Below are 24848 nucleotides of genomic sequence, written 5' to 3' on the forward strand. Positions count from 1 at the left end.
CGGGGTGCCCTCGCTGTGGGTTTGCGGCCTTATAGGGCGGCGCGGGCGCGTTGGGAAGCGATCAGCGCGGCAGCAGCCAGCATCAGGCCCGAGACCGTGGCGATCATGCCAGAGGCGGAGAGCGTGAAGGGCAGGCCGATCCATAACGGCGCATAGCCGGCGAGGACGTAACCCAAGAGGGCCGAAGCGATGGCAAAGCCGAGCGAGACTGCAAGTTGAGCTGGCAATGTGCGGGTCAGCAGGCGCGCCGTGGCCGCCGGGCAGATCAGCATGGCGATGGTGAGGATCGAACCGACGGCCTGGAACGCCGCGACCGCGGCCAAGGCGGTGGCGGCGGTCAGCCCTGCGCGCAGCCACGCCACAGGGACCCCTTGGGTTTGCGCAAAGACCGGATCGAATGTCGCCAGCACCAGTGGCCGCCAGACCAGCCGGAGCGCAAGAGCAAGGCCCGCGGCGATGAGGGTCAGGCGCAAGAGTTCCGGTGGCGCAGACCCCAGCCAGATCAGGCTTTCCAGATTGCCGTATAGCGCGTGTTCAACATCAAGGTGCACGCCCGAGGTGCCGGTGGTTTCCAACAGCACCACGCCCAGCGCGAACATTGTGGTGAAAACCACGGCCATGGCGGCCCCCGGCTCTATCCCGGCGCGTCGGGTGACCCATTCGATCATGACTGCCGACAGCCCCGCAGCGGCAAGCGCCCCTGCCCCCATCACCACGCCACTGCCCGATCCTGTCAACAGAAAGGCCACGACGATGCCGGGCAGGACCACGTGGCTCATTGCGTCGCCCAGCATGGCGCGGCGCGAAAGCAAAAGGAAGTTGCCGGGCAGCACGCAAGCGATGGCGGCAAGTGAAGCGATCACCATGGGCGGCAGCGACAGATACAGGAATTCATCCATCAGCGCGCCCCCGGATCAGCAGCGTCAGCACGAAGACGCCCGCCGCCAGCAGCACAATCACCGGACCGGTGGGCAGATCGGGAACAGAGGCCGAGATCGCCGCACCGAAGTAGCCGCACGCCGCCCCGATCAGCGCAGACACAGAGGCCGTGCCGGTGACGGTCGTACTCCACATCCGGGCCGAGACGGCGGGGGTGACCAGAAGCGCCACGATCAGGATCAACCCGGTTACATTCAACCCCACCAGCACCACAGCAAGCACAAGTGCCATGAGTGCGGCATCCATCTGGCGCGGGTTGACGCCCATCATCCGGGCGTGCAGCGGGTCAAAGGCCACCATCGCCAAGGGTCGGCTCAGCGCCCAAAGTGCACAGGTGACCGCCAGACCGCCAAAACCGATCACCAAGGCGTCGGCGCGCAACATTCCGGCGGTGGATCCCAGAAGCACGGTTTCAAGCCCCGCCGGCCGCCCAGCGCCAAGGCCCTGAATAAGCGTCAGAAGAACGATGCCTGCGCCATAAAAGCTGGCCAGAACCGCCCCTGTGGCCGCGTCTTCGTGCATCTGGCGGGCCAACCGCTGCACCGCCCAAAGCCCAGCAGCGGCGGTCAGTGCCGCGCCAAGCATCAAGCCGGGCAGAAAGCGGCCATCGCCGCCCAGCGCCACCATGGCCAGAAAGGCCAGACCGATCCCCGGCAGTGTCGCATGGGCCATCGCGTCTGACATCAGCGCCCGGCGGCGCAGTGTCAGGAATGCCCCCGCAGCCCCGGCGGATGCCCCCAAAAGCGCCGCGCCAATGCTTACCAATGCTGCGTTATAGCCACCTTGCAGCAGTAGCGCCTGCCAGATCATGCGGCGGGGTCCAGAATCAGGGCCGGGCCATAGGCCTGAGCCAAAGCCGTGCGGGTGAAGGTCTCTGCCACAGCGCCTTCGGCCACGGTGCGGCGGTTCAACAGCAGCACACGGTCGAAATAGGCGGCAACGGTGGACAGGTCATGATGCACCGCGATGATGGTCGCACCGCCATCGCGCAAGGACTTCAATACGCCGATAATCGCAGCTTCGGTCGCGGCATCGACCCCGGCAAAGGGTTCATCGAGCAAAATCAGGTCAGCCCCCTGTGCCAAAGCCCGAGCCAGAAATACCCGTTGCTGTTGCCCACCCGACAGTGCGCCGATCTGGCGACGGGCGAAATCCTGCATGCCGACACGCGCCAACGCCGCCATGGCATGCGCCGTCATCCGTCGGTCGATCCGGCCCAAAAGCCCAGTCTTTCGGTAGCAGCCCATCAGCACCACGTCGATCACCCGGACCGGAAAGCTCCAGTCCACTGCGGCGCGCTGCGGCACATAGGCGATGCGGGCCATCACTTTCGCAACCGGGCCGCCAAAGGCGCTGACCTGCCCCTCGGCTTCGACCAGACCAAGCACGGATTTCAGGAATGTGGATTTGCCTGCACCATTCGGTCCAATGATGGCGGTCATGCTGCCAGAGGGAAACGTGGCGCTGGCACCGTCAAGGGCAAGCACATCGTTGTAGCGTAGTGTAAGGCCCTGCACCTGTAGTGCCGCCTCAGCCCCGGCCTGCATCAGCCAATTCCCCCGGAATCTTTAACCATTCATACCTAAAACCCCCAAAGCCCCGCGCTCTGGCGCATTGCCACCCAAGGCACGGGCGATGGTGGTAGCGTTGTGGTCCATCATGCCAAACCAGGTGCCTTCATAGCTGCCTTCCGGCCCCATCGCATCCGAAAACAACTCGCCCCCGATGCGAACGGCATGTCCTTTGGCCGCAGCCCCCTCAATCAGGGCGCGCAGCGCACGGTCTGACACAGAGCTTTCGACAAACACCGCGGGCACGCGGCGATTGACCAGCAGATCGACCAGTGCAGCAATGCGCGACAGACCCGCCTCAGAGTCGGTGGAAATGCCCTGCACGCCCGCCACCTCCAATCCGAAGGCGCGGCCGAAATAGGAAAAAGCGTCATGCGCGGTGACCAAAAGCCGCGACTCTGCCGGGATCGTGTCCAGCACCTTCTTGGCGTAAAATCCTATGGCGCCGACAGACTCGCGGTATGCCACCCCCTTTGCCGCCACATCCGGTGCAAAATCGGCAAGCGTAGGCTCCATCGCCTGCGTGACCTGCGACCAAAGCACCGGATCAAACCAGACATGCGGATCGGGACGGTCGGGATAATCAGGGTCTGAAAGCAAAAGATCAGCAGGCAATGCCTCGGCCACGGCCAGAACGGTGGTTTTTTGCGACAAGCCCGCCATGAGCGTGGCAAATTGCGCCTCTAGGTTCAGGCCGTGCCACAGCACCAGATCGGCGCGCGACAGGGTCAGAATATCGCTGCGGGTTGGCCGGTGGCCGTGCGGGTCCATCCCCGGCCCGATTAATGCAGTAACCGGAAGGCCCGTCATCTCGCGGGCAGCGTCCGCAATCATGCCGGTGGTGGCCACGATAGACGGGGTCGCGGCAAAAGGCGCCGACGGAAGAAAGCCACCCGCCATCAGCCCCAGAAAACTGCGTCGCGCCAGCATATGTCTTGATCCCTGCCTTGGCTGTTCCATTGAGCAGGAACATATGCGAATTAGTCGCAATGTCAAATTAATTGCGAACCATTCTCAAAACTGGAGCGGTGCCTCAAGGCAGCAAAATCGACTTTCGCTCATAGTCCATCCGGTCTTCGCTGCCGTCATCATAAATCACCACGACAGAGACGGTCGCAGCCATCCCCAAAGGCAGAACGGTGTAGGGCAAGCGGCCATCCAGCTTCATGGCATTGGGCTGGGCCTCGTCTTCATAACAGGGCTCCATGTCCCAAGGCATGGCGGCGGCGGCGGTCGAATTGACCGAAAACCGCACCTCTGACAGCCCGCAGCGCCAGCTTTCCAGATGGGTGAAATACAAAAGATCATTGCCATCATATTCGCGCAGCGCCACCCAGTTGGCCTTTGTGGCCTGCAAGATCGGCTTTACCTCGGCGGCAGTCACGAAGCCTTGTGCAAAGGCAGGCCCCGCCAGGACGGCGCAGAGCAACAACAGCTTTCGCTTTTTCATCATACTATCCTTTTTCTGTGCCGGATTTCCCAGTAAACACCCATCAACCAGTTCACGGGAAGAATGATGCCCGACACCACCCCCACCCAGCAAGACTTTACCATTATGGCCATCGGTCAGGCCGGTCGCCTGCAATATGAGGCGATTTTACTGGCCGGGTCGCTGCGCCTGACCAACCCGGATTTTGCGGGCAAACTGGTGATCTGCGAGCCGCAACCGGGATCATTGTGGAAAACCGACCCCCGCATGAGCGCCGATGCACGCGCCGCGCTGGAGGGGTTGGGGGCGGAGATTGTGCCGTTCGAGTCGCAGGCATTCGGCCAGGACTACCCCTTTGGCAACAAGATCGAGGCGCTCGCCGCCCTGCCGGAAGCGCCGTTCCTGTTTCTGGACACCGACACCCTGATTACCGGCGACCTGACAACGCTGGATCTGGATTTCACGCGCCCTTCGGCCAGCATGCGGCGCGAAGGCACATGGCCCCGGATAGAGCTTTATGGCCCCGGCTACGAGGCAATCTGGAAATCTCTTTACAACCGGTTCGGGCTGGATTTTGCGGCCTCGCTCGATCTGAGCAAACCCGATGAATACTGGCAGCGCTATTTGTATTTCAACGCGGGCTGGTTCTTTCACGAAAGCCCCCGGCGTTTTGGGGCGCGGTTTCTGAGCTATGCCCGGTCGATCCGCGATGACCGCCCCGTGGAACTGGTGTTGCAGGAACTGAATCCCTGGCTAGATCAGGTGGCATTGCCGCTGGTTATCCACTCATTCGATGGCGGTCGGCCCGGCCCCGGTCTGGCGGGGCTGGATGGCGAGGTAACCTGCCACTACCGCACCCTGCCGCTGCTTTATGCGCGCGAAAGTGACCGCGTGGTAGAGGTGCTGGAAGCGGTGGCCAAGGACCAGCCGCTGCGCCGGGTGCTGCGCGACTATGCCCCGGTCAAAGCGATGGTCTATCAAAATCAGGGCCGCCGCGCGCGCGGGCTGTTTGACCGCGCTGACCTGCCGCACCGCGAACAGGTGATCCGCAACACGCTGAAACGCGAAGGGCTGTGGCTGCGTTAAATCCGTTTGCGCTACAGCCGCAGCACCGGCCAAAGCGAGGCCACCAGCAGCACCGCCATTGTCCAGTTGAACACCTGCAATCGTCGATTGGTGGTCAGCCAGCGCCGCAACTGCTGGCCCGCGACGGTCCAGACCGACACCGACGGCAGGTTCACAAGCGCAAAGACCACCGCCACAGTCAACATCGCCGCGCTACTTTGCCCCGCCGCGTAAACGGTCACCGCCGTCAGCGCCATCGCCCAGGCCTTTGGGTTCACCCATTGAAACGCGGCCGCTTGCAGAAAGCTGAACGGACGCCCACCGACACTGCCCTCTTGCGGGGCGGCGGCATGGGCGATTTTCCACGCCAGCCAAATCATATAGACAACCGAACCGATTTTCAGCCCTAGCCCCAGCAATGGCATCGCGGCAAATACCTGTGCCAACCCCATGCCCACCAGAAACACCATCAACGCGTGGCCAAGACTGATCCCCAGCATATGCGGCACACTGCGGCGAAAGCCGAAATTCGCACCCGAGGCCAGCAGCATCATATTGTTCGGCCCCGGCGTCACCGAGGTTACAAAGGCAAAGCCGATAAGGGCGGTCAACAGATCAAGGGTCATCATTTGCGTTGTTTGCCACAAACTCCGGCGCATGAAGTTGCTATTTGCGGTGAAAAGCGACAATCTGCACAACAAATGACGAAGATTGACAGTACAGACCAAAAGATATTGCGCGAACTGACCCGAGACGGCCGGCAATCCAATCTGGACCTTGCCGCCCGCATCGGCCTGTCACCCTCGGCCACACTGCGGCGTGTGCAGGAATTGGAACGCCAAGGTGTGATCAAGGGCTACCGCGCAGTACTGGACCCATCGGCCATGGGCCTGGGGTTTATCGCCTATGTCTCCGTCGGGCTGAACAGCCACACCAAAGAATCGCAAGAGGCGTTTGAACGCGCCGTCGCCCGCGCACCACAAGTCACCGAATGCCATAATGTGACGGGCACGGTCGAGTATCTGCTGCGTGTCGAGGCGGCGGATCTATCCGCCTATAAGCACTGGCACACCGATGTTCTGGGTGTGCTGCCTCAGGTACGGTCGATCACGACCTTTGTGGTCATGGGCAGTCCGAAAGACCAGCGCGCCTGACGGCAAAGGTAATTGCTGCTTTTAAAATACTCCCGCCGGAGGCGAGCGCCCGCGTCACGAACGCATCGCTTCACGTGAGGCGACACGCTGCCGCCGCCGTCGCGACGCCTCCGGCGGGAGTATTTCAAAAGCAGCAATGCGCAGGGGGTCTTCAGACAGGTTCGCACAGAGCGCAGGTTGATGACGGCGGCGTTCGGCGGTAGCGTCTGGCCACATCCATAGGGGGGACACGACATGACCGATTCACCGAAGCTTGGCTTTGACACCTTGGCCATTCATGCAGGGGCCGAGCCTGATCCGGCCACCGGCGCACGACAGGTGCCGATCTACCAGACCACGGCCTATGTGTTCCGCGACGCGGATCACGCCGCCAAATTGTTCAATCTGCAAGAAGTAGGTTACATCTACTCACGCCTGACCAATCCGACCGTATCGGCGCTGGCCAACCGGGTTTGCGCACTGGAGGGCGGCGCGGGTGCGATCTGCTGCTCATCGGGGCATGCGGCGCAGATCATGGCGCTGTTTCCGCTGATGGGGCCGGGGCTGAACATCATCGCCTCGACCCGGCTTTATGGCGGGACGCTGACGCAGTTCAGCCAGACCATCAAACGCTTTGGCTGGTCGGCCAAGTTTGTCGATTTCGACGATCTGGCGGCGCTTGAGGCGGCGGTCGATGACAATACCCGTGCGATTTTCTGCGAAACCATCGCCAATCCGGGCGGCTACATCACCGATCTCGATGCAATTTCGGCCATTGCAAACCGCGTTGGCCTGCCGCTGATCGTGGACAACACCACAGCCACGCCGTACCTGTGCAAACCGATCGAACATGGCGCGACGCTGGTGGTGCATTCGGCCACCAAATACCTGACCGGCAACGGCACCGTCACCGGGGGTGTGGTGGTCGATTCGGGGCAATTCGACTGGTCGGCCAGCGGCAAGTTTCCGTCCCTGTCGGAGCCCGAACCTGCCTATCACGGGCTGGCGTTCCATCCGGCCTTGGGGGCGATGGCGTTCACCTTCCATTCCATCGCGGTGGGCCTGCGTGATCTGGGCATGACGATGAACCCGCAAGGCGCGCATTACACGCTGATGGGCATTGAAACGCTTGGCCTGCGGATGCAGCGCCATGTCGAGAACGCAATGGCAGTGGCAAAATGGCTGGAGGCCGACCCACGGGTGGAGATGGTCACCTATGCCGGGCTGGAGAGCAGCCCCTATGCCGACCGCATTCCGCGGATCTGCCCCAAGGGTGCAGGCGCTTTGTTCACCTTTGGGCTGAAGGGCGGCTATGACGCCTGCGTCAAGCTGATCGACAACATGAAGCTGTTCAGCCATGTCGCCAACCTGGGCGATACGCGCAGCCTTGTGATCCATCCGGCCTCTACCACCCACCGTCAGTTGGCAGAGTCCGAACAGATCAAGGCTGGGGCCGGGCCGAATGTGGTGCGCCTGTCAATCGGGATCGAGGATCTGGCCGATATCATCGCTGATCTGGATCAGGCGATGGACAAGGCAACCGCTTGAAACTGAACGAATCTGCCGGGCGCACCGCAAGGAGCGCCCGGCAGGCAGCGATAAGCGCTTACTGCGTGATCTCGAACACGATTGTGACGCTGGCACTGGTGGCGACCTCGCCCGCCGCGACCGGCACCGCCCCTGCAGTTTCGGCGGCCTGGCGGAACATCGGCTGAGGCGCGCTGTAACCGCCGCCTTCCGAGATCGACACAATCCGGCCCAGCGTCGCCCCGGCCGCCTCTACCAGCAATGTCGCGCGCGCGCGGGCATCTTCAACCGCCGCTTTGCGGGCGGCGTCCATGGCGGGGCGCGGCTCGGACAGACCAAAGCTCAATCCGTTCAATGTGTTGGCTCCATCCTGAATCGCGGCATCCAGCACCGCGCCCAGACCGTCAAGGTCACGAATGCGCACCGTCAACTGGTTGGATGCTGTATATCCGTCGATCCGCTGGCGCTGGCCGCTGTCATAGCCAGACCAGTTCGGGTTGATCGACAGGTTGGTGGTCTGCATATCGCGATCCGCAATTCCCGCGGATTTGAGCCGGGCCATCACAGCGCTCAGCGCGTCAGTATTGGCGGCCATCGCTACGACGGCGGTATCGCCCATGGTTGTCACCCCCAGCGACAGGGTGGCAATGTCGGGGATGCCGTCCACCACACCTTCGCCCGTCACCGTGATCTGTGGGGCCGGGATTTGAGAAAGCGCGGTGGTCTGGGCCTGAACCGCCGTAAGCGCTGTGGCCGACAGCAGGGTGGCGATCAGGGCGGCTTGCACGATACGCATGATATGTTCTCCGAATGGTTACGATCAGTTTCCAAGCATGGAACGCGGGCCGCAAGGCGATCCTTGGCGCATCACGGGGCTTTTTCTTTCTTTCGGCGGAAAGCTGCTGTAGGAAAGACTTAGCCCGCAAGGAACGGTTCCCGCACCTTGTCTCCTCATGCTAGACGCCGAACATGAAACCGAATTTTGCCCTTAATCTGACCGAAGACGGTATCACGCTCCTGCACCGAACGTCTCGGGGTTGGATGGATGTCGGAAACGTGGCATTTGACGATCCGGATCTGGGCGCAGCGCTTGACTATCTGCGCTCGACCGCTTTGGGCCTGTCTCCCAAGGGGCTTGCCACAAAGCTGATCATCCCGGAATCCCAGATCCTGTATTTGCAGGTGGATGCCGCCGGACCAGATGACACCAGCCGCCGCGCCCAGATTGAAACAGCGCTGGACGGGCGCACGCCCTATGCGCTGGACGAGCTGGTCTTTGACTGGACTGGCAGCGGACCGACAGTCACCGTGGCCGTCGTCGCGCGTGAAACGCTGGCCGAGGCCGAGGGCTTTGCAGCCGAACATCGGTTCAACCCTGTCGGATTTGTTGCCCGCCCCGAAGGTGGTTTTGACAAGGAGCCGTTCTTTGGCCCCTCAACGCTGGCGCCCAGCCTGCTGACGGACGGCGACAAGGTCGAAGCGGACGATGCGCCCGTCACCATCATCGCGCGCGAGATGCGTCGGGCAGAAGATGCGGCACCCGGATCTGTAGACGCAACCGACGAGGCTGTTGCAGAGCCAGAGGCGCCTGCGCCCAAAGTGCCGCAGTCAGACCTTGCTGAGTTGGATCTTCCGCCGCCAGATCAGCCAGAGCCTGAAGTTCCCGAACCCGACCTGCCTGAACACGACCTGCCTGAGCCTGAAGCACCCCAGCCTGACCTGCCTCCGTCTGAAGTGCCCCAGCCACATCAGCCAGAGCCACCAGCACCAGCACCTGATCTGCCACAAATGCAGCCGCAGGCCGACGCGCCAGCGGAAGGTCCGGTCGCAGAACCGGATCCTACCCCTTCGCAGGCAGACCCGGCACCGATCTCTGAACCAGAGCCGCAACCCTTTGCGGCCACTGCCCCAGTTCCGCCTGCCCCAGCGCAGCCCTCGACGATGAGCGCCCCGGCGGTGCCTGACGAGGTTGAGGCACCGATGGCGGTGGATGTGCAGCCGGAAGACGCGCCCGATGATGTGCCGCCGATGCCCACATCGCGCTCTGCATCGGTTTTGTCGGGACTATCCCCTCCGTTGGACGATCTGCCACCACCGCTCTCGGCAGCGGCCATGATGTCGTTTTCTAGCCGACGCCCGACCGATGGCGCGCCGCGTCCCTTGGGTGGCGCCGCAGCGCCCGAGGCTGGCACTGCAACGCGTCCGGTCGCCCCGTCTGCCGCACGCCCGGCAGCGGCCAAACCGATTGTGGAACGGCCCGCAGCAGCGCGGCCCGCTCCAAAGTTCAGCTATGATGACCCGTTGCCGCCCCCGGCAAGGATGCCCGGTGATCCGCCGACACCACCTTCGTCGGTTGTGGGCAAGGCTAGCAAGGGGCTGCGCAACCTTAGTTCGCTTGTCACCGCGCCCAGCATTCCGGGCACGCGCAAAAAGAAACCCGTCGCAAATAGTGTCGCCGCAGGCCCGGCAATCACCATAAAGCCCGCATCGGCACTTGGCCCTGGGGCCACACTTTCGGCACCGATGGATGCCTCGCCAGTCACCGCCAGCGTCAAGGCCGCTGCGCAATCGCTGTCGCGTCAGGCCCCAATCTCTCCGGATGCTCTCGCCAAGGGGCTGAGCGCGCGCACCATGCCACAACGGGGAAAGCCCAGGTATCTTGGCCTGATCCTGACCGGAATCTTGCTGCTGCTTCTGGCGCTGGTCGCGGCGTGGTCATCGTTTTACCTGTCGCGCTCTGATGCTCCGGCCGATGCAGTGCAGATCGCGACCGTGGATGATGAAGCGCTCGCGGATGGCCAGGATCTTGAACTGGAAATGCTGGCCGATTTGCAGGAACCGGATGATCTGGCGGTTGATGTTGACCTGACCGAGGTTGCCGCACCCGAAGAGGCCGCAAGCACCGAAGACTTTGCCGCCGCAGACCCTACCGCAGACCCCGCGACAGTCATCGGCGAACCGGCACCACAGACTGGCGTGCAGGATGTTGCCGCAGTGTCGGTCCAGCCTGATCCGGCAAATCAGGACGAAATCTTCCTTGCCGCGATGGATGCGCCACCATCGCTCAGGGATCCACTGGCATTGCCACCCCCTGCCGCACAGGGCGATGCGCCGCCCGCTGCACAAATGCCGCCGCCGCCGTTCGGGACAGTGTATCAATTTGATGCCGATGGCCGGATCGTGCCGACAGCCGAAGGTATCCTGACCCCTGAAGGCGTGATGCTTATCGCGGGCAAACCAGCCCGCGTGCCTCCGCCGCGCCCGGCAACACTTCAGGCACAAGCCGTTGAAACCGCCACGACCGAGGCCACAGCACCCGCTGCAACGCCAGAAGATGTCGTGACAGTGACTCCCTCAGTGGCAGAGGCCGAAGTCTTGCCTGCCGATACCTTCTCTGCCGACCCTACACTTTCTGCGGCACGCCCGCGCCTGCGCCCCGACGGTCTGGTCGTCGATGCTGCGACAGATGACGACGCATCCTTGGCCCCCGCCGAAGATAGCCGCTTTGCCAGCCTGCGCCCTCGCCTGCGGCCAGCTGCGATTCTTGCAGCAGGCGAAGCTTCCCGCCGGGCGTCAGAAGCCGCATCGCTTGCAGTTCAGGCCGCGTCTGTCGAGGCCGCAGTGGCCAGCGCCGCAGACGCCGATCTGAGCCCGTTGGCGGTTTCCGTCTCGCGAGTGCCTGCCCCCCGCCCGCGTGATCTGAGCCGCGCGGTTGAGGCTGCCGTCGCCGCAGCAACCCGCCGCGCAGAGCCGCAGGTCGTGGCTGCCGCCGCCCCAGCGGCAAAAGCCGCGCCAGTTGAAGATCATGAAGCCGAAGACGAACCGGAAATCGCCGCAAAATCGACTGCCCCGCGCATTCCGACCACAGCCAACGTCGCCAAACAGGCTACGTTTGTGAATGCCATCAACCTTGGCAAGATCAACCTGATCGGGGTCTATGGCACGCAATCGAAGCGCTATGCGCTCGTGCGGCAGCCCAATGGCCGCTACCGCAAAGTACGGGTCGGTGACAGTCTTGATGGCGGCAAGGTTCAGGCCATCACCGCCTCGGAAGTGCGGTATCAAAAGGGCGGGCGAATGCTGGCCTTAGCAATGCCAGCCGGATAAGCTGTCCGGCGCGGCGCGCGTCAGCCGCCGCTGACTCCCGCTTCTGCAAAGCTGGCCATACCCGAATGGCAGGCGACCGCGCCCTGCACAATGCCAAGCGCCAGTGCGGCGCCCGACCCTTCGCCAAGCCGCAACCCAAGGTTCAGAAGCGGCTCTTTGCCCAAAGCCGCCAAAAGGCGCCCGTGACCAGCCTCGGCGCTGACATGGCCGGCAAGACAGTGATCCAGCGCGCCGCTTTGGGTCTGGTGCAGCACCAGCGCCGCCGCGCAGCAGATAAACCCATCCAGCACCACTGCGATCCGTTCTGCCCGCGCCCTCGCAATCGCGCCCGCCATTGCGGCGATTTCGCGCCCGCCAAGGCAGCGCAACACCTGCAACGGATCAGACAGTGACTGCGCATGGGCCGCGAGCCCGGCACGCACGACATCGGCCTTGCGGGTCAGCCCGTGGTCATCGACGCCCGTGCCACGCCCAACCCAATCCTGTGCCGCGCCGCCCAGCAAAGCCGCCGCGATTGCTGCGGCAGAGGTGGTATTGCCAATCCCCATCTCGCCCGTCACCAGCAGATCGGCAGAGGGGTCAACCGCAGTCCAGCCAGTCAGCAGGGCCGCGACAACCTCGGCCTCGGTCATGGCCGGGCGTTGGGTGAAATCTGCGGTCGGGTGGTCAAGGTCAAGCGCGTGAACGGTCATCGACGCGCCAAAGGTGCGGGACAACTGGTTGATCGCAGCGCCGCCGTTTTGAAAGTTGGCGACCATCTGCGCCGTAACCTCGGGCGGAAACGCAGATACACCCCGCGCCGCAACGCCATGATTTCCAGCAAAGATAATAACTTGCGGCGCGGTAGCACTTGGCTTTTCGCAGCCCTGCCAGCCCGCAAGCCAGATTGCCAGATCCTCTAGCCGCCCCAGCGCGCCGGGCGGCTTGGTCAACTGACCATTGCGCACCTGGGCGGCCGCCAAAGCGGTGGTATCTGCGGCAGGTTGCGCGGCGAGAAGACCGCGAAAGCTGTCAAGCGAGGTAAAGGGCGCGGCCATGAAGGTTCCTGAGTTGCAAGGTGTTGATGCCTTGGCTACAGACCGGGCAAGGGAATTTCCAGCCGGAAGGGACGCGATGACAGCCAAACCCGACAGAGTGGTGTGGATTTTCGCCGATCTGGCCTCGGCCTTTGGATTGCTCAGCCGGTTGCCCCTTGTGCAGACTGCGCATCACCGCCCCCATGCCTGCTGGGCGTGGCCGCTGGTGGGACTCGTTGTCGGTGGGCTGGCGGCGGGTCTGGGATGGGCCGCGATCAACGCTGGCCTGCCAGTCGGGCTTGCGGCGGCGCTGGTGCTGGCCACCGGAGCGATGTCCACGGGTGCGCTGCATGAGGACGGTTTGGCCGACACCGCAGACGGACTGTTTGGCGGCTGGACACGCGAGCGGCGGCTAGAGATCATGAAGGACAGCCATATCGGCAGCTTTGGCACACTGGCGCTGCTGCTGGTGACGCTGGCCGCGTGGTCGGCGCTGGGGGCATTGCTTCAGGCCGGGGCTTACGGTGCAATCGTGGCGGCGGCGGCCCTTTCGCGCGCGCCGATGGCAATGATCATGGCTGTGATGCCACAAGCGCGTGCGAGCGGGCTGTCACATTCGGTCGGTCGGCCGCCGGTGTGGGCGGCGCTCTTGGCGACGACGTTTGCTTTGCTCATCGCCGCCCCGCTTGGGTTGATGGCAGCGACTATGGCTGTGTCGGCGGCGGGCGCGGGTTTGGCGATCGCCCTTTTGGCGCGTGCGCGGATCGGTGGGCAAACCGGGGATATTCTGGGCGCAAGTCAGCAGTTGGCCAATCTGGCCGCATTGGCAGCCGCCTCGGCCATCATGGTGCAATGAAAAACGGCGGCCTTTTCAGACCGCCGTTTTCAACCAAATGCAACAGAATCAGGCCGCGCGGCTGACCAGAACGTCATCAACGGTTTTCGCGGCTAAACCGGCATCAAGGCCAGAAACAGCAGCAACTTCGCGGGTCAGACGTTCAAGCGCAGCCTCATACAGCTGACGCTCAGAGTAGGATTGTTCGCGCTGATCATCGCTGCGGTGCAGGTCGCGGACGACCTCGGCAATCGCCATCAGATCACCGGAGTTGATCTTTTGCTCATATTCCTGCGCGCGGCGCGACCACATGGCGCGCTTGACCTTGGCCTTGCCCTTCAGCGTATCCAGAGCCTTGGACACGACGTCGGGCGCGGACAAAGCGCGCATGCCGATTTCAGTGGCCTTATGGGTGGGAACCCGCAGCGTCATCTTGTCCTTTTCGAAGGTGATGACGAAAAGCTCCAGCGTGAACCCGGCGATTTCCTGCTCCTCGATGGACATGATCTTGCCCACGCCATGAGCGGGATATACAACGAATTCATTGGGGCGGAACTCGGGTCTTTTGGACTTGGTCATTCAGTCATTTCCTAACAGCGGCAGCCCTCCGGCGACAAAATAACCGCCCAGACCTGAACAGGTCCGGCGATGCGGTTGCTGTTGTCACAAAAAAATCCACCTCAGGCGAGCAGCTCCGAGAGGATGTCAGGCGTCCATGGTTGTTTGTAACATTTGTATATCACAAATTTCGTGTGATTCCAACTGCTGCAAAAGGCTGCAACGCGTCAAAGCAGCCTTGAAAACAATGATTTTTCACAAGCCATGCCGAATCAGCATGGCCGCAATGCCGAATCGGCCGTTAATACCGCGTCAGCTGCCTTCGCCGGGCGCTTCCGAGAAATAGCTCTTCAGCTTTCCCTTTTCGCCATCGCGCGCTTCGGCGTCGGGCATCGGATCTTTGCGAACAGTGATCACAGGCCACATTTCCGAATACTTGCGGTTGAACGATACCCATTCGTCCATATCCGGTTCCGTATCCGGGCGGATCGCATCGGCGGGGCATTCGGGTTCACATACGCCGCAATCAATGCATTCATCGGGATGAATAACCAGCATGTTCTCGCCCTCATAGAAGCAGTCCACCGGACAGACTTCCACGCAGTCGGTGTATTTGCAGGCGATGCAGTTATCAATCACCACATATGTCATCGGATCAGGCCCTTGGGTTGGTCGGGTCACTAGCTAGAGCATGAAGTAGGATCATTCAAGCGCCTCTGGCGCGCCTTGTGGGTCAAGGTCCAGATAAAGCGACTGCGCTTCGATCGCTGGGCCGCGCCGCAAACCAAGAGCCTGCACCCTGATCACCCTGATCTGCTTGCTTTGGGCAAACGTCAGCACATCACCGATGCAGATGCCGTGGCCCGGCTTTTTGGTACGCTGGCCGTTCACACGACAATGGCCGCTTTCGATGACATCAGCCGCCAGACCGCGCGATTTGAAGAACCGCGCTTGCCACAGCCATTTGTCCAGCCGCAACCGCGGCTGGACATCGGGCGCGGGCTTGGCGCCCGGCCCGGCCAAGCCTTAGACCTTGCCCTTCAGCGCAAGAAGCGCGGCAAAGGGGTTATCGGGGTCGATCGGTTTGTCGGCGCGCTGCGGGCGGGCCTCGAACTGACGTGGCTTGTTGTTGTCGTTGCGGTCGGGGCGGTCGCCCTTACCCTTGTTGCGGTCACCTTTGGGGCCACCCTTGTTGCGGTCGCCCTTGCCGTGATGCGGCTTGGCATCGCCTTGCGGACGGTCACGCCGTTCTCCCTGTGGCCGTTCTCCCTGCGGCCTGTCACCTTGTGGGCGCTCGCCTTGCGGCTTGTCACCCTGCGGGCGCTCACGGCGCTCGCCCTGCGGGCGGGGGCCACGTTCGGGACGCGCGGTGCGGGGCTTAGGGGCCCAGGTGAAGGTGTAGAACGCCTCCATCTCTGGTGGGGCCTCGGACACGGGCTCTTCTGGCATGGGGGCCAGCACCGACACTTCTTCGGGGATCGGGTTTTGTGGGGCGTCCGGGTCCACCGCAGGCACCACAACAGGCTCTGCAGCCTTGACCTTTGCCCGTTCGGCCTTTTCACCCTTATACCCAAGACCAGCCATCAGATCGGCGAACTGATCCAGCGTCATGCCGGTGATCGACAGCATGTCCGGAGTCGCCTCAAACCCGGCACGGCTGTCTTTCTGGCGCAAAATATCGGCCAGACGTTCAAGCATATCAATGCGGATCGCACGCGTGCCGGCCGGGTGATAGCCCGCCAGCGTGTAATGCGCCTTTGGCACCTCGGCGACGTTGGGAATCGTCACCAGACCGGGTGGCGGGCTTTCAGGAAACTCGTCCAACCCATTCCACAACGACCACAGCACCAGCCGCAGACGCGTCGGCGCGGGTTTCAGCAGCAGCGGCAGGAAGATGGTGAACTGACCAAAGCGCACGCCATGCTTGCGCAAAGCGCCGCGCGCTTCTTGATCCAGTTCTTTGACGTCATTTGCCACCGCGTCGCGCGGCAGCACGCCCAGACCCTCGACCAGACGGAACGCAAAACCGCGCGCAAGCCCGGTCAGCGTCTCGTCCCGGCTCATCGCTGCCAGCAGCTCGAATTGCGCGGCCACCTTGCGGTCGATGAAGTGCTGCAACCGGCGGCGCACCTTTTCGGCAACCTCGAAGCCTGCTTCGTCATCGACGAATGCCTCGACAGACGGGCGCAGCGCCTCGGCCCCCTTGACCAGTTTGCCCACCGCGGTGGTGCCCCACATCAGGCCCCCCTGTTCGGTGAAATCCATCTCGGTATCGGGCGCGTTGTAGAACCGGTCCGCCCGCAGGTGGAATTCGGGCTTCAAAGCCTGCACTGCGGCCTGCGCCATCACCTTTGCCCCATCGGGCGAGGTACTTGCATCCTGCCGGAACCGGAATCCTTCCAACCGACCGACGAATTCGCCTTCGACCGTCACTTCGCCTTTGTCATTCACCTCGGCCACGAGGGTCTCCTTCTGGTTCAACCGGCGAAGCAGAACGCTGGTCCGCCGGTCTACAAATCTTTGCGTAAGTCGGTCATGCAAGGCATCCGACAGGCGATCTTCTACAGCGCGCGTCTCGTCGCGCCAATGGCTTTCATCATCCACCCAGCCTTTGCGCTGCGCGATATAGGTCCATGTGCGAATATATGCCAAACGCTTGGAAATAGCATCAATATCGCCATCGGTGCGGTCAATGCGCGAAACGGCCTTTGCGATCCAGTCCGAAGGCACCCGCCCGCCGCCCAGACCACGGCCACAAAGATACTCAAAAATCCGCGCCAACAGGCCTGCGTGGTCGCTGTCGGATGATCCGCGAAAATCGGGGATGCGGCAGACATCCCACAGAAGTTGGACGCGTTTCGGGCTGGTCAGCCGGTCGCGGACCTCGGGCATTTCAATAAGTGCTTTCAGCGCCAGCACGTCATCGGCATCGCGGGCGCGGGTCAGCCAGTCGTTGCTTGTGGGGGATTCCAGGCTGCGGATCAAACGCTCTGCTGTGCCAAAATCAAGCGCGTGGTTGCGCCACATGAGTTTGCGCACCGGGGCGAACTGATGGTTTTCAATCGCCTCGATGATCTCATCATCAAAGGGCCGCGCCTCACCTGTCACACCAAAAGTGCCGTTTTCGGTGTGCCGACCCGCCCGCCCGGCGATCTGCGCCAGTTCCTGTGGGTAAAGCCCGCGCATCCGGCGACCGTCGAACTTCGCGGTGGCGGAAAAGGCGATGTGCTTTATATCCAGATTCAGCCCCATGCCGATGGCATCGGTGGCGACAAGGTAATCGACATCGCCATTCTGATACAGCGCCACCTGCGCGTTGCGGGTGCGCGGCGAAAGCGCCCCCATCACAACTGCGCAACCACCTTTCTGGCGGCGAATCAACTCCGCGATGGCATAGACGTTTTCAACCGAAAACCCCACAATCGCACTGCGCGGCGGCATCCGGCTTATCTTTTTCGAACCTGTGTAGGTCAGTTCACTGAACCGTTCGCGCTTCAGGAACGTCACCCCCTGCACCAGCCCCGCAATCGCCGGGCGCATGGTTTCCGCCCCCAAAAACAGCGTTTCAAGCAACCCGCGCGCGCGCAGCAACCGATCCGTAAAGACATGACCCCTGTCGGGGTCGGCACACAGCTGAATCTCGTCAATCGCCACGAAATCGGCACCGATCTCAAGCGGCATCGCCTCAACCGTGCAGACCCAATATTGTGTCCGGTCCGGCACGATGCGTTCTTCGCCCGTCACCAGCGCCACGACAGACGGGCCGCGCAGGGCAACGATGCGGTCATACACTTCACGCGCAAGCAGGCGCAGCGGCAAACCGATCACCCCTGTTCGGTGGCTCAGCATCCGGTCAATGGCGTAATGTGTCTTGCCTGTGTTGGTCGGCCCAAGAACCGCCGTGACCCGGCCCGTGGTCGCGCTCATCCGCTTGCCCTTACGCCCTGCCCTTAAAGATCGGTGCCTGCGACCTTTGCCTCAAGCCGTTTTGCCGACTCTGATACGCCGCGCAGGTTCGGATGTATAGCCAGTGCGGCACGATAGATGTCGAGCGCCTTTTGCGGATTGTTCAGTTCCTCATATATCGCACCCAAGCCCGCCATCGCCCCGAAGTGGCGCGGGTTCAGGGTAAGGGTACGGGCAATGTCTGAAACCGATGGGCCAAACTGCCGCGCCTGATAATAGGCGGTGGCGCGGGCGTTCCAGCCTTCGGCAAAGTCGGGTGCGTGGTCGGTCAGGGCCGTCAGATGATCAATCGCCTCGGCCGGATTGCCTGCGGCCAACGCATCGCGCCCGCGCTGCAACAAAAGATCCATAGCAGCTGAGCCGCTTTTCGACCATTCGTTCCAGATTTCACGTTCCAGCCGGGCGGCGGCGCGCGAATCGGCAGATTTCAGCTTGTCGAACAAGCCATCCAGCGGTTCGTCGGCAAAAGCCGTCGCCGTCAGCAGAAAAACCGCCGAAAGTGCCGCTACGATAGGATTGAGAAATCGCTGATGAACTTTCATATGGTTATGGTAGCGCATCGGCGCAGAAAAACCATATCCAAGCCGTCACAAGGCAGAGAGGATTTCATATGAGCGACGTGGTAACCCAAGCCGTCGAAGTGTTGTCAAAAAAAATGTCAGGCGGTTTTGACGGTGTCGCCAAATTCGTGATCGAAGGCGAAGGCGCGATCATGATGGATGCGGATGGCGTGCGCGCGGGCGACGAACCGTCTGATGTAACGATGACCGCCAGTGCCGAAGTGTTCAAGCGCATTCTGGAAGGCGATCTGAACCCGACGATGGCCTTCATGCAGGGCAAGCTTGCGGTGGATGGCAGCATGGGTCTGGCGATGAAACTCGGGTCGGTTCTGGGGTGACCCAAGCCGCGCTTCAAATCGCACCGCTTTACGCCGACCTAGCCCTTGGGCCTGAGGGCGGCGAGGCGTTTTGGCTGACGGCCTCGGACGGTCTGCGGATTCGTGCGGGTGTCTGGCCGGTCGGGGACAAGGGCACCGTGCTTTTGTTCCCCGGGCGTACCGAATACATCGAAAAATATGGGCTGGCTGCAACGGACCTGCAAGCGCGCGGTTACGCAACGCTGGCAATCGACTGGCGCGGCCAAGGGCTTGCCGACCGGATGCTGGCCGACCGCCTGATAGGTCATGTCGCGCGGTTTCAGGATTACCAGTTGGATGTACAGGCCGTGTTGGACCTTGCGCGCCAGCTTGGGCTGCCCGAACCCTACTATGTGCTGTCGCATTCGATGGGCGGCGCGATCGCGCTGCGCGCGCTCATGCGGGGTTTGCCTGTCAAGGCGGCGGCGTTCTCTGCCCCGATGTGGGGGATCGCCATGGCCGCGTGGATGCGACCCTTTGCACAACCGATTGCACAAGTGTCGGGTTGGTTCGGTCAGGCCCACCGCTTTGCGCCGAGCACATCCGACAAAAGCTATGTGATGGAGGCCGAATTCGGCGGCAATGTCCTGACCACTGACCCCGAGATGTGGCGCTATATGAAACGGCAGGTGACAGAGCGGCCAGAACTGGCGCTGGCGGGCCCTAGCCTGGGCTGGCTGCACACCGCGCTTGCGGAATGCCGCGACATGGCACTGGCCCCTGCCCCCGATTACCCCGCGTTGACCGCACTTGGCACGGCGGAAAAGGTTGTGGACGTGCCCCCCGTGCATTTGCGGATGGCCGGATGGCGAAACGGGCGGCTGGAAATGTTTATCGGCGCAGAACACGAGATTCCGATGGAAACCCTGCCCCATCGCAAGCGGTTTTTTGATCTGACGGCAGAGCTGTTCGACGCGCACCGGTGATCCGGCAGGCCGCACACAGGCCGCCATCGCCGGATGCGCTGCGCGCGCGAGTATTTAAAAAGCAGCAAATGCCGGAGGCAGGTACGTGATCAGATCGCGATCTGGGTAAACCCGTCGCGCAGCGCGCGCGACCAGGCTTCGCTCATCTCACGGAAGGATTCGTCGCCTGCCTCGATCCGGCGCTGGGTGCCTATGCGGAACTCGTCACGTGGGATCACGCACAGATCAAGCGGCATGCCCACCGACAGGTTGGACCGCAGGGTGGAATCCATCGACAGCAACACCGCCTTTTGGGCATCGCTCAGAGAGGTGGAGGGCTTTACCACCCGGTCCAGAATTGGTTTGCCGTATTTATGCTCACCGATTTGCAGGAAGGGCGTATCTTCGGTGGCCTCGATGAAATTGCCTTCGGGATAGATCAGGAACATCCGCATGCCACCGCCCTTGCGCTGACCGGCGACGATCATCGTGGCGCTAGCACCCTGTGCCATTGACAGCTTTTCGTCGATGTCGCGCCGCACCTTTGCCAGCACATCGCCCACGATTTCTGCAACCGCCAGCATGGTTGGCGCAAGCAGCACAGACGTTTGCGGCGTGGCCTCCTGATCATCGACGGCGTCGCGCAGGCGCGCGATTGTGGTCTGGGTGACTGACAGACTTCCCGCTGTCAGAATTGTGATGATGCGCTCGCCCGGAATTTCGAAGTGAAACATCTTGCGATAGGTGGCGATATTGTCGAACCCGGCATTGGTGCGTGTATCAGACAGCAGCACCATACCCTCATTCAACAACAAGCCGACACAATAGGTCATATTCAACGCCCCCAAGACTCAGACGGGCAAAGTTATCGCCCACGCGCGGCGATGGAAAGGGGCGATGATGCCGCGCAAGCTATAAGCTGGCCAGCGCGGTCAGGGCCGGGCCAGAGAAAAGTTGCATCGCAATCAACACCAGACCAGCTGCTGCGCCAAAGCGAAGCATACGGCTTTGCCAGAATTTCAGGTGGGGTGCTGCCGGTTCTTCTGCATCAGGCTGTGAGTCGGTGATCGGATCGGTCTCAAAGATCGGTGGCAGTTTCGGCTCACGCAGAACGACAGGCGCGGCTTCGCAGTCGTCAAACAGGGGATCAACGTCGGGCATTTGGATTGGCGCGGTTTTGTCCAGCTCTGCCAGAAACTCGCCCAGACGAAAGACGTCGCCGCCTTCGGCACTGTCATCGGGCCGGGGCAAATCGTGACTGCGGGCATTGTCCGTCAGTCGGCGGATCAGGTCCAGCCGCGCCGCCTCGTCCCGGGCCGGATAGCGCCCGCGCGGCGCGCCCGAGTCAAAGGTGTTCAGCCCGAAGCCTGAGTCGAGCAAGTAGGCGCGCAGGCCAGGCGGTGCGCGTCGAAGGGCATCTGCTGTGCGCGGATCGCGAAACAGCGCGACAGTGGCCGCCTCGGGCGGGGGGCTGAAGCCGATGGCGTTCAGAAACCCGCTCAGTTCCGAATCAGACGATCCCGTGTCCGGGATTATTTGAAAAATATCAAAATCATAGGCCAAGGCCATGGATCACCCCCTGCGAAAGTATCGCGAGGGTCAGCCTGCGTGTCGGATGTGGCAAGAACGCGGCAACAAAAGGGAATCTGCGGTGCGTTTTCCCTATTGTTGAGTTTGCGACTGCGTCTGGGCGGCCTGCACCGTCACAGACACATCAAGGCTTTCTTCGCCCTGCCCCCGCGCGATACCCCGAATCATCGCCGCATGCAGCGAGTCCAGACCGGACCCAAGCCGGATATAACGATCATCGGGGCAGCATCGGTTGGCAGGGTCGAACCCGACCCAGCCCAGCCCGGCGATGAACACCTCGGCCCAGGCGTGGGCAGCGTCATGCGCGGCACCATCAATACCAACCAACAGATAGCCCGACACATAGCGTGCCGGAAGACCGATATGGCGGCACACCGCGATTACGGCATGGGCCTGATCCTGACACACCCCGGTGCCCTGCGCCAAAGCCTCTGCCGCTGTGGTGTGGGCATTGGTGGTGTCGGGCGTGTAGACAATCGCGTCGGACACCCGCGCAGAGATGTCATGTGCCGCCGACAGCGCGTCCTTCGCCGTGGTCAGCCCATCGGCAAGGGCGGCCAATCCGGTATCGGCATCGGTCGGGTGGGTTTTGCGCAGATAGGCGTCGGGCGGGGTCAATTCCTTATGGCCGCGCAGCACACCGGCCTGATCGACGGTATCGACCTGCCCCGTGACATGCACAGTAATCTCGTTCACCGGGCCAAGCACGGTCCAGCCCTGCACCCAATCGCCTGCTCCGTCGCGAAAGCCGCCGCCCATCTGGCCATCGCTGACGCTGACCTTCCACTTCAACACCTTTTGTCCGGCGCATTGCGATGGCATCAAGCGATGGCTTTGCACCACGCCGCGCACGGGCTGGTCATAAAAATATCGGGTGACATGATCGACGGTCAGCAACATCAGCGCACATCCCCATTAAGATAGCAGTCACGAATGACCGAACCAGCCCGCGCCATATCGCCGATAAAGCGGCTGAGAAACTCGTGCAGACCCTCTTCAAAAATATCCTCGACCCGCAGTTCGGCCAGTTCGGCCTGAAGGCTGCGGGCTCTGTCTTGCGCAAAGGTCTTGCGCTGATAGCCGCGCGACAGCCGGTCCAGATGGCTGGTCATTCCTTCGACACAGGTGATCAGACTGCGCGGGCATTGCGGGTTCAGGATCAGAAAATGCGCAATCTTGGCCGCCGTCACCTCGCCGCCGTAAGCCCAGTGAAACGCCCGGTGCGACGACATTGCACGCAAAAGCGTGGTCCATTGGTAATTATCGAGGCCGGAGCCTACAAATTCAAGGCGCGGCAGCAGGACGTAGTATTTCACATCCATCAATCGCGCGGTGTTGTCGGCGCGTTCCAGGTAATAGCCAAGGTTCAGGAAATCCCAGCCGTCATTGCGCAAAAGCGTGGCGTCAATCGATCCGCGCACAAGCGCGGTGTTGCGCATGGTCCAATCGGTCAGCGTCGACAGGTCCAATTCGGAACGCGGGCGGCGCTCCAACTGGCGCAGCTCCTGAAACGCGGTGTTCAGCGCATCCCAGACTTGCGTGGTCAGCGCCGTACGCACGATGCGCCCATTTTCCCGTGCCGCAGTAATGCATGACATTACGGACGACGCATTGTCGGTGTCAAAAAAGAACCAGCTTTCCAGATTTCGCTGCACCGCGTCGCCATATTTCTTGGCAAAGCCGTTTGCAGTGCCACTGGCATGCAACAAGGATTCCCATTCGTTTCGATAGCCCGCAGCGGACGGCATCAGCGCAATGCGCGCCCCCACCTCCAGCAGCCGGGCCGAGGTTTCAGCACGCTCCAGATAGCGGGCGAGCCAGTACAGGTTGTCAGCGGTTCTGCTCAGCATGTCTGTTTACTCCGCCAGCACCCAGGTATCCTTGACGCCCCCGCCTTGCGACGAGTTCACCACCAGCGACCCTTCGGTCAGCGCCACACGGGTCAGACCGCCGGGCACAAGCTCGATCCGCTCCCCCACAAGGCAATAGGGCCGCAGATCAACGTGGCGGGGCGCGATCCCTTCGGCCACAAAGGTCGGCGTGGTGGACAGTGCCAGCGTGGGTTGAGCGATATAGTTATGTGGGTTCGCGGTGATACGGCCGCGGAACATCTCAACCTGATCCCGCGTCGCCTTGGGTCCGACCAGCATGCCATACCCGCCCGACCCATGGACCTCTTTCACCACCAGTTCGTTCAGGTGCGACAACACATATTTGCAGTCGTCATCCTTGCCGCATTGCCATGTCGGCACGTTGTTCAGGATCGGTTCTTCGCCCAGATAAAAGCGGATCATCTCGGGCACATAGGTATAGACGGCCTTGTCATCAGCCACCCCTGCACCTGGGGCAGAGCAAATGCTGACCCCGCCAGAGCGGTACACATCCATCAAACCCGGCACCCCCAGCATGGAGTCGGGCCGAAAGCACAGCGGGTCGATATAGGCGTCATCAAGGCGGCGGTAGATCACATCCACCCGGCGCGGGCCTTCGGTGGTGCGCATAAAGACGAACTCACCTTCAACGAACAGATCCTGCCCTTCAACCAGTTCCACGCCCATCAGATCGGCCAGAAAGGAATGCTCATAATAGGCGCTGTTGAAATGGCCGGGGGTCAGGATCACCACGGTCGGCTCGCGGTCACATTTCATCGGTGCCACCGATGCCAATGTGCGGCGCAGGATTTCCGGGTAGCTGTCCACCGGTTCGATCCGGTTTTCGCGGAACAGGTCAGGGAACATCCGCATCATGATCTCGCGGTTTTCCAGCATGTAGGACACGCCCGACGGCGTGCGGCAGTTGTCCTCCAGCACGAAAAACTCATCCGGCCCGGTGCGGACAAGGTCGATGCCGACGATGTGGGAATAGACACCCTTGGGTGGCACAAATCCTACGACCGCCTTTTCATAGGCCTCATTCAGATAGACCAGCCGCGCCGGGATACGGCCTGCGCGCACGATCTCGCCGCGCCCATAGACATCAACCAAAAACGCATTCAGCGCCCGCGCCCGTTGCTTGATACCGCGTTCCAGCTTCGCCCATTCAGCCCCGGAAAACACCCGCGGGAACATATCGAACGGGATCAACCGGTCAGGATCGCCGCCCTCGCCATAGACGGCAAAGGTTATGCCGATACGGCGAAACAGCGCCTCGGCCTCGGCCTGTTTCATCTGGCGCAACTCGGCAGGCATGGAGTTCATCCAGTCCTGCAGCCGCGCATAGGGCACGCGCACCGATTTGCCTTGATACATCTCATTGAAATAGCTGGTCACAACGGCCCCCGTTTCCCGGTCC

The 24848-nt window shown here is 62.1% G+C and carries 25 protein-coding genes; 7 read left to right on the forward strand and 18 right to left on the reverse strand.

All coding sequences use genetic code 11. The features are described from left to right. Nucleotides 1-29: 29 nt before the first annotated feature. The 5 genes from Q8K08_RS18785 to Q8K08_RS18805 all read right to left on the reverse strand — a co-directional run bounded on the left by Q8K08_RS18785 (nt 30) and on the right by Q8K08_RS18805 (nt 3960). Entirely contained in the window at nt 30-899 is an 870-nt protein-coding gene (locus tag Q8K08_RS18785) for a metal ABC transporter permease (protein ID WP_305251232.1), read from the reverse strand. Then, nucleotides 892-1749: a metal ABC transporter permease gene (locus Q8K08_RS18790; RefSeq protein WP_305251234.1), complete on the reverse strand. Its 858-nt coding sequence runs from the start codon at nt 1747-1749 to the stop codon at nt 892-894. Before Q8K08_RS18790 ends, Q8K08_RS18785 begins: the two co-directional genes overlap by 8 nt. After that, nucleotides 1746-2486, reverse strand: coding sequence for a metal ABC transporter ATP-binding protein (locus tag Q8K08_RS18795; protein ID WP_304800702.1), 741 nt, complete (start codon nt 2484-2486; stop codon nt 1746-1748). The genes Q8K08_RS18790 and Q8K08_RS18795 overlap by 4 nt, the downstream gene beginning before the upstream one ends. Nucleotides 2487-2507: 21 nt before the next feature. Beyond that, nucleotides 2508-3470: a metal ABC transporter solute-binding protein, Zn/Mn family gene (locus Q8K08_RS18800; protein ID WP_305251237.1), complete on the reverse strand. Its 963-nt coding sequence runs from the start codon at nt 3468-3470 to the stop codon at nt 2508-2510. A 73-nt stretch (nt 3471-3543) separates the two neighbouring features. Further along, a complete protein-coding gene (locus Q8K08_RS18805) occupies nt 3544-3960 on the reverse strand; it encodes a hypothetical protein (protein ID WP_304800698.1) in 417 nt (138 codons plus the stop codon). A gap of 66 nt (nt 3961-4026) precedes the next feature. On the opposite strand from Q8K08_RS18805, the gene Q8K08_RS18810 reads away from it, so the two are divergent. Beyond that, the gene (locus Q8K08_RS18810; protein WP_305251239.1) at nt 4027-5025 is read left to right on the forward strand and encodes a hypothetical protein; all 999 of its coding nucleotides are present in this window, start codon (nt 4027-4029) and stop codon (nt 5023-5025) included. 11 nt (nt 5026-5036) lie between these two features. Here Q8K08_RS18810 and Q8K08_RS18815 read toward each other — a convergent pair whose 3' ends face one another. After that, nucleotides 5037-5630: a LysE family translocator gene (locus Q8K08_RS18815; RefSeq protein ID WP_304800737.1), complete on the reverse strand. Its 594-nt coding sequence runs from the start codon at nt 5628-5630 to the stop codon at nt 5037-5039. 75 nt (nt 5631-5705) lie between these two features. Between Q8K08_RS18815 and Q8K08_RS18820 the strand changes: the two genes are divergently transcribed. Next, entirely contained in the window at nt 5706-6158 is a 453-nt protein-coding gene (locus tag Q8K08_RS18820) for an Lrp/AsnC family transcriptional regulator (protein ID WP_304800694.1), read from the forward strand. A gap of 234 nt (nt 6159-6392) precedes the next feature. Further along, a complete protein-coding gene (locus tag Q8K08_RS18825) occupies nt 6393-7685 on the forward strand; it encodes an O-acetylhomoserine aminocarboxypropyltransferase/cysteine synthase family protein (RefSeq protein WP_304800690.1) in 1293 nt (430 codons plus the stop codon). A 58-nt stretch (nt 7686-7743) separates the two neighbouring features. Here Q8K08_RS18825 and Q8K08_RS18830 read toward each other — a convergent pair whose 3' ends face one another. Further along, entirely contained in the window at nt 7744-8460 is a 717-nt protein-coding gene (locus Q8K08_RS18830) for an SIMPL domain-containing protein (RefSeq protein ID WP_304800688.1), read from the reverse strand. A 173-nt stretch (nt 8461-8633) separates the two neighbouring features. Here Q8K08_RS18830 and Q8K08_RS18835 point away from each other — a divergent pair, with 173 nt between their 5' ends. After that, nucleotides 8634-11771 carry a hypothetical protein gene (locus tag Q8K08_RS18835; protein WP_305251243.1) on the forward strand — a complete coding sequence of 1046 codons (3138 nt, stop codon included), beginning with the start codon at nt 8634-8636 and terminating at the stop codon, nt 11769-11771. 20 nt (nt 11772-11791) lie between these two features. On the opposite strand, the gene cobT is transcribed toward Q8K08_RS18835, so the two are convergent. Next, complete coding sequence (gene cobT / locus Q8K08_RS18840) at nt 11792-12808, reverse strand: nicotinate-nucleotide--dimethylbenzimidazole phosphoribosyltransferase (protein WP_305251245.1); 1017 nt, start codon at nt 12806-12808, stop codon at nt 11792-11794. A gap of 76 nt (nt 12809-12884) precedes the next feature. Between cobT and Q8K08_RS18845 the strand changes: the two genes are divergently transcribed. Beyond that, nucleotides 12885-13643, forward strand: coding sequence for an adenosylcobinamide-GDP ribazoletransferase (locus Q8K08_RS18845; RefSeq protein WP_304803766.1), 759 nt, complete (start codon nt 12885-12887; stop codon nt 13641-13643). 48 nt (nt 13644-13691) lie between these two features. Here Q8K08_RS18845 and Q8K08_RS18850 read toward each other — a convergent pair whose 3' ends face one another. The 5 genes from Q8K08_RS18850 to Q8K08_RS18870 all read right to left on the reverse strand — a co-directional run bounded on the left by Q8K08_RS18850 (nt 13692) and on the right by Q8K08_RS18870 (nt 18706). Further along, nucleotides 13692-14201, reverse strand: coding sequence for a CarD family transcriptional regulator (locus Q8K08_RS18850; RefSeq protein WP_304803769.1), 510 nt, complete (start codon nt 14199-14201; stop codon nt 13692-13694). Between the two features lie 291 nt (nt 14202-14492). Next, complete coding sequence (fdxA, locus tag Q8K08_RS18855) at nt 14493-14831, reverse strand: ferredoxin FdxA (protein ID WP_304803771.1); 339 nt, start codon at nt 14829-14831, stop codon at nt 14493-14495. A 51-nt stretch (nt 14832-14882) separates the two neighbouring features. Further along, nucleotides 14883-15203 (reverse strand): RNA-binding S4 domain-containing protein, encoded by a 321-nt coding sequence (locus tag Q8K08_RS18860; protein ID WP_304803773.1) that lies wholly within the window; start codon nt 15201-15203, stop codon nt 14883-14885. A 3-nt stretch (nt 15204-15206) separates the two neighbouring features. Beyond that, a complete protein-coding gene (locus tag Q8K08_RS18865) occupies nt 15207-18107 on the reverse strand; it encodes a helicase-related protein (RefSeq protein WP_305251249.1) in 2901 nt (966 codons plus the stop codon). 23 nt (nt 18108-18130) lie between these two features. Further along, nucleotides 18131-18706 carry a tetratricopeptide repeat protein gene (locus Q8K08_RS18870; RefSeq protein WP_305251251.1) on the reverse strand — a complete coding sequence of 192 codons (576 nt, stop codon included), beginning with the start codon at nt 18704-18706 and terminating at the stop codon, nt 18131-18133. Between the two features lie 50 nt (nt 18707-18756). Here Q8K08_RS18870 and Q8K08_RS18875 point away from each other — a divergent pair, with 50 nt between their 5' ends. Together Q8K08_RS18875 and Q8K08_RS18880 are read left to right on the forward strand one after the other, a co-directional pair. Beyond that, entirely contained in the window at nt 18757-19044 is a 288-nt protein-coding gene (locus Q8K08_RS18875) for an SCP2 sterol-binding domain-containing protein (RefSeq protein ID WP_305251253.1), read from the forward strand. Then, the gene (locus tag Q8K08_RS18880) at nt 19041-19988 is read left to right on the forward strand and encodes an alpha/beta fold hydrolase (protein ID WP_305251255.1); all 948 of its coding nucleotides are present in this window, start codon (nt 19041-19043) and stop codon (nt 19986-19988) included. Before Q8K08_RS18875 ends, Q8K08_RS18880 begins: the two co-directional genes overlap by 4 nt. Before the next feature lie 89 nt (nt 19989-20077). On the opposite strand, the gene Q8K08_RS18885 is transcribed toward Q8K08_RS18880, so the two are convergent. The 5 genes from Q8K08_RS18885 to Q8K08_RS18905 form a co-directional block, all read right to left on the reverse strand. Then, on the reverse strand, nt 20078-20800 hold the full coding sequence (locus tag Q8K08_RS18885; protein ID WP_304802112.1) for a proteasome-type protease: 723 nt from the start codon (nt 20798-20800) through the stop codon (nt 20078-20080). Between the two features lie 79 nt (nt 20801-20879). Further along, a complete protein-coding gene (locus Q8K08_RS18890) occupies nt 20880-21536 on the reverse strand; it encodes a hypothetical protein (protein ID WP_304802114.1) in 657 nt (218 codons plus the stop codon). A 93-nt stretch (nt 21537-21629) separates the two neighbouring features. Further along, complete coding sequence (locus Q8K08_RS18895) at nt 21630-22457, reverse strand: transglutaminase family protein (protein WP_304802116.1); 828 nt, start codon at nt 22455-22457, stop codon at nt 21630-21632. Continuing rightward, complete coding sequence (locus Q8K08_RS18900; protein WP_305251257.1) at nt 22457-23407, reverse strand: alpha-E domain-containing protein; 951 nt, start codon at nt 23405-23407, stop codon at nt 22457-22459. Before Q8K08_RS18900 ends, Q8K08_RS18895 begins: the two co-directional genes overlap by 1 nt. Before the next feature lie 6 nt (nt 23408-23413). Further along, a complete protein-coding gene (locus tag Q8K08_RS18905) occupies nt 23414-24805 on the reverse strand; it encodes a circularly permuted type 2 ATP-grasp protein (protein WP_305251294.1) in 1392 nt (463 codons plus the stop codon). Nucleotides 24806-24848: the final 43 nt, after the last annotated feature.

The organism is Pseudotabrizicola sp. (assembly GCF_030684215.1).
In the GTDB taxonomy this organism is placed as follows: Bacteria; Pseudomonadota; Alphaproteobacteria; order Rhodobacterales; family Rhodobacteraceae; genus Pseudotabrizicola.

Excerpts from the sequence above, each read along its gene's own strand:
- Q8K08_RS18785 (WP_305251232.1), bottom strand. The coding sequence starts at position 899 with ATGGATGAATTCCTGTATCTGTCGCTGCCGCCCATGGTGATCGCTTCA.
- Q8K08_RS18790 (WP_305251234.1), bottom strand. The coding sequence starts at position 1,749 with ATGATCTGGCAGGCGCTACTGCTGCAAGGTGGCTATAACGCAGCATTG.
- Q8K08_RS18795 (WP_304800702.1), bottom strand. The coding sequence starts at position 2,486 with ATGCAGGCCGGGGCTGAGGCGGCACTACAGGTGCAGGGCCTTACACTA.
- Q8K08_RS18800 (WP_305251237.1), bottom strand. The coding sequence starts at position 3,470 with ATGGAACAGCCAAGGCAGGGATCAAGACATATGCTGGCGCGACGCAGT.
- Q8K08_RS18805 (WP_304800698.1), bottom strand. The coding sequence starts at position 3,960 with ATGAAAAAGCGAAAGCTGTTGTTGCTCTGCGCCGTCCTGGCGGGGCCT.
- Q8K08_RS18810 (WP_305251239.1), top strand. The coding sequence starts at position 4,027 with ATGCCCGACACCACCCCCACCCAGCAAGACTTTACCATTATGGCCATC.
- Q8K08_RS18815 (WP_304800737.1), bottom strand. The coding sequence starts at position 5,630 with ATGACCCTTGATCTGTTGACCGCCCTTATCGGCTTTGCCTTTGTAACC.
- Q8K08_RS18820 (WP_304800694.1), top strand. The coding sequence starts at position 5,706 with ATGACGAAGATTGACAGTACAGACCAAAAGATATTGCGCGAACTGACC.
- Q8K08_RS18825 (WP_304800690.1), top strand. The coding sequence starts at position 6,393 with ATGACCGATTCACCGAAGCTTGGCTTTGACACCTTGGCCATTCATGCA.
- Q8K08_RS18830 (WP_304800688.1), bottom strand. The coding sequence starts at position 8,460 with ATGCGTATCGTGCAAGCCGCCCTGATCGCCACCCTGCTGTCGGCCACA.
- Q8K08_RS18835 (WP_305251243.1), top strand. The coding sequence starts at position 8,634 with ATGAAACCGAATTTTGCCCTTAATCTGACCGAAGACGGTATCACGCTC.
- cobT (WP_305251245.1), bottom strand. The coding sequence starts at position 12,808 with ATGGCCGCGCCCTTTACCTCGCTTGACAGCTTTCGCGGTCTTCTCGCC.
- Q8K08_RS18845 (WP_304803766.1), top strand. The coding sequence starts at position 12,885 with ATGACAGCCAAACCCGACAGAGTGGTGTGGATTTTCGCCGATCTGGCC.
- Q8K08_RS18850 (WP_304803769.1), bottom strand. The coding sequence starts at position 14,201 with ATGACCAAGTCCAAAAGACCCGAGTTCCGCCCCAATGAATTCGTTGTA.
- fdxA (WP_304803771.1), bottom strand. The coding sequence starts at position 14,831 with ATGACATATGTGGTGATTGATAACTGCATCGCCTGCAAATACACCGAC.
- Q8K08_RS18865 (WP_305251249.1), bottom strand. The coding sequence starts at position 18,107 with ATGAGCGCGACCACGGGCCGGGTCACGGCGGTTCTTGGGCCGACCAAC.
- Q8K08_RS18870 (WP_305251251.1), bottom strand. The coding sequence starts at position 18,706 with ATGCGCTACCATAACCATATGAAAGTTCATCAGCGATTTCTCAATCCT.
- Q8K08_RS18875 (WP_305251253.1), top strand. The coding sequence starts at position 18,757 with ATGAGCGACGTGGTAACCCAAGCCGTCGAAGTGTTGTCAAAAAAAATG.
- Q8K08_RS18885 (WP_304802112.1), bottom strand. The coding sequence starts at position 20,800 with ATGACCTATTGTGTCGGCTTGTTGTTGAATGAGGGTATGGTGCTGCTG.
- Q8K08_RS18890 (WP_304802114.1), bottom strand. The coding sequence starts at position 21,536 with ATGGCCTTGGCCTATGATTTTGATATTTTTCAAATAATCCCGGACACG.
- Q8K08_RS18895 (WP_304802116.1), bottom strand. The coding sequence starts at position 22,457 with ATGTTGCTGACCGTCGATCATGTCACCCGATATTTTTATGACCAGCCC.
- Q8K08_RS18900 (WP_305251257.1), bottom strand. The coding sequence starts at position 23,407 with ATGCTGAGCAGAACCGCTGACAACCTGTACTGGCTCGCCCGCTATCTG.
- Q8K08_RS18905 (WP_305251294.1), bottom strand. The coding sequence starts at position 24,805 with ATGTATCAAGGCAAATCGGTGCGCGTGCCCTATGCGCGGCTGCAGGAC.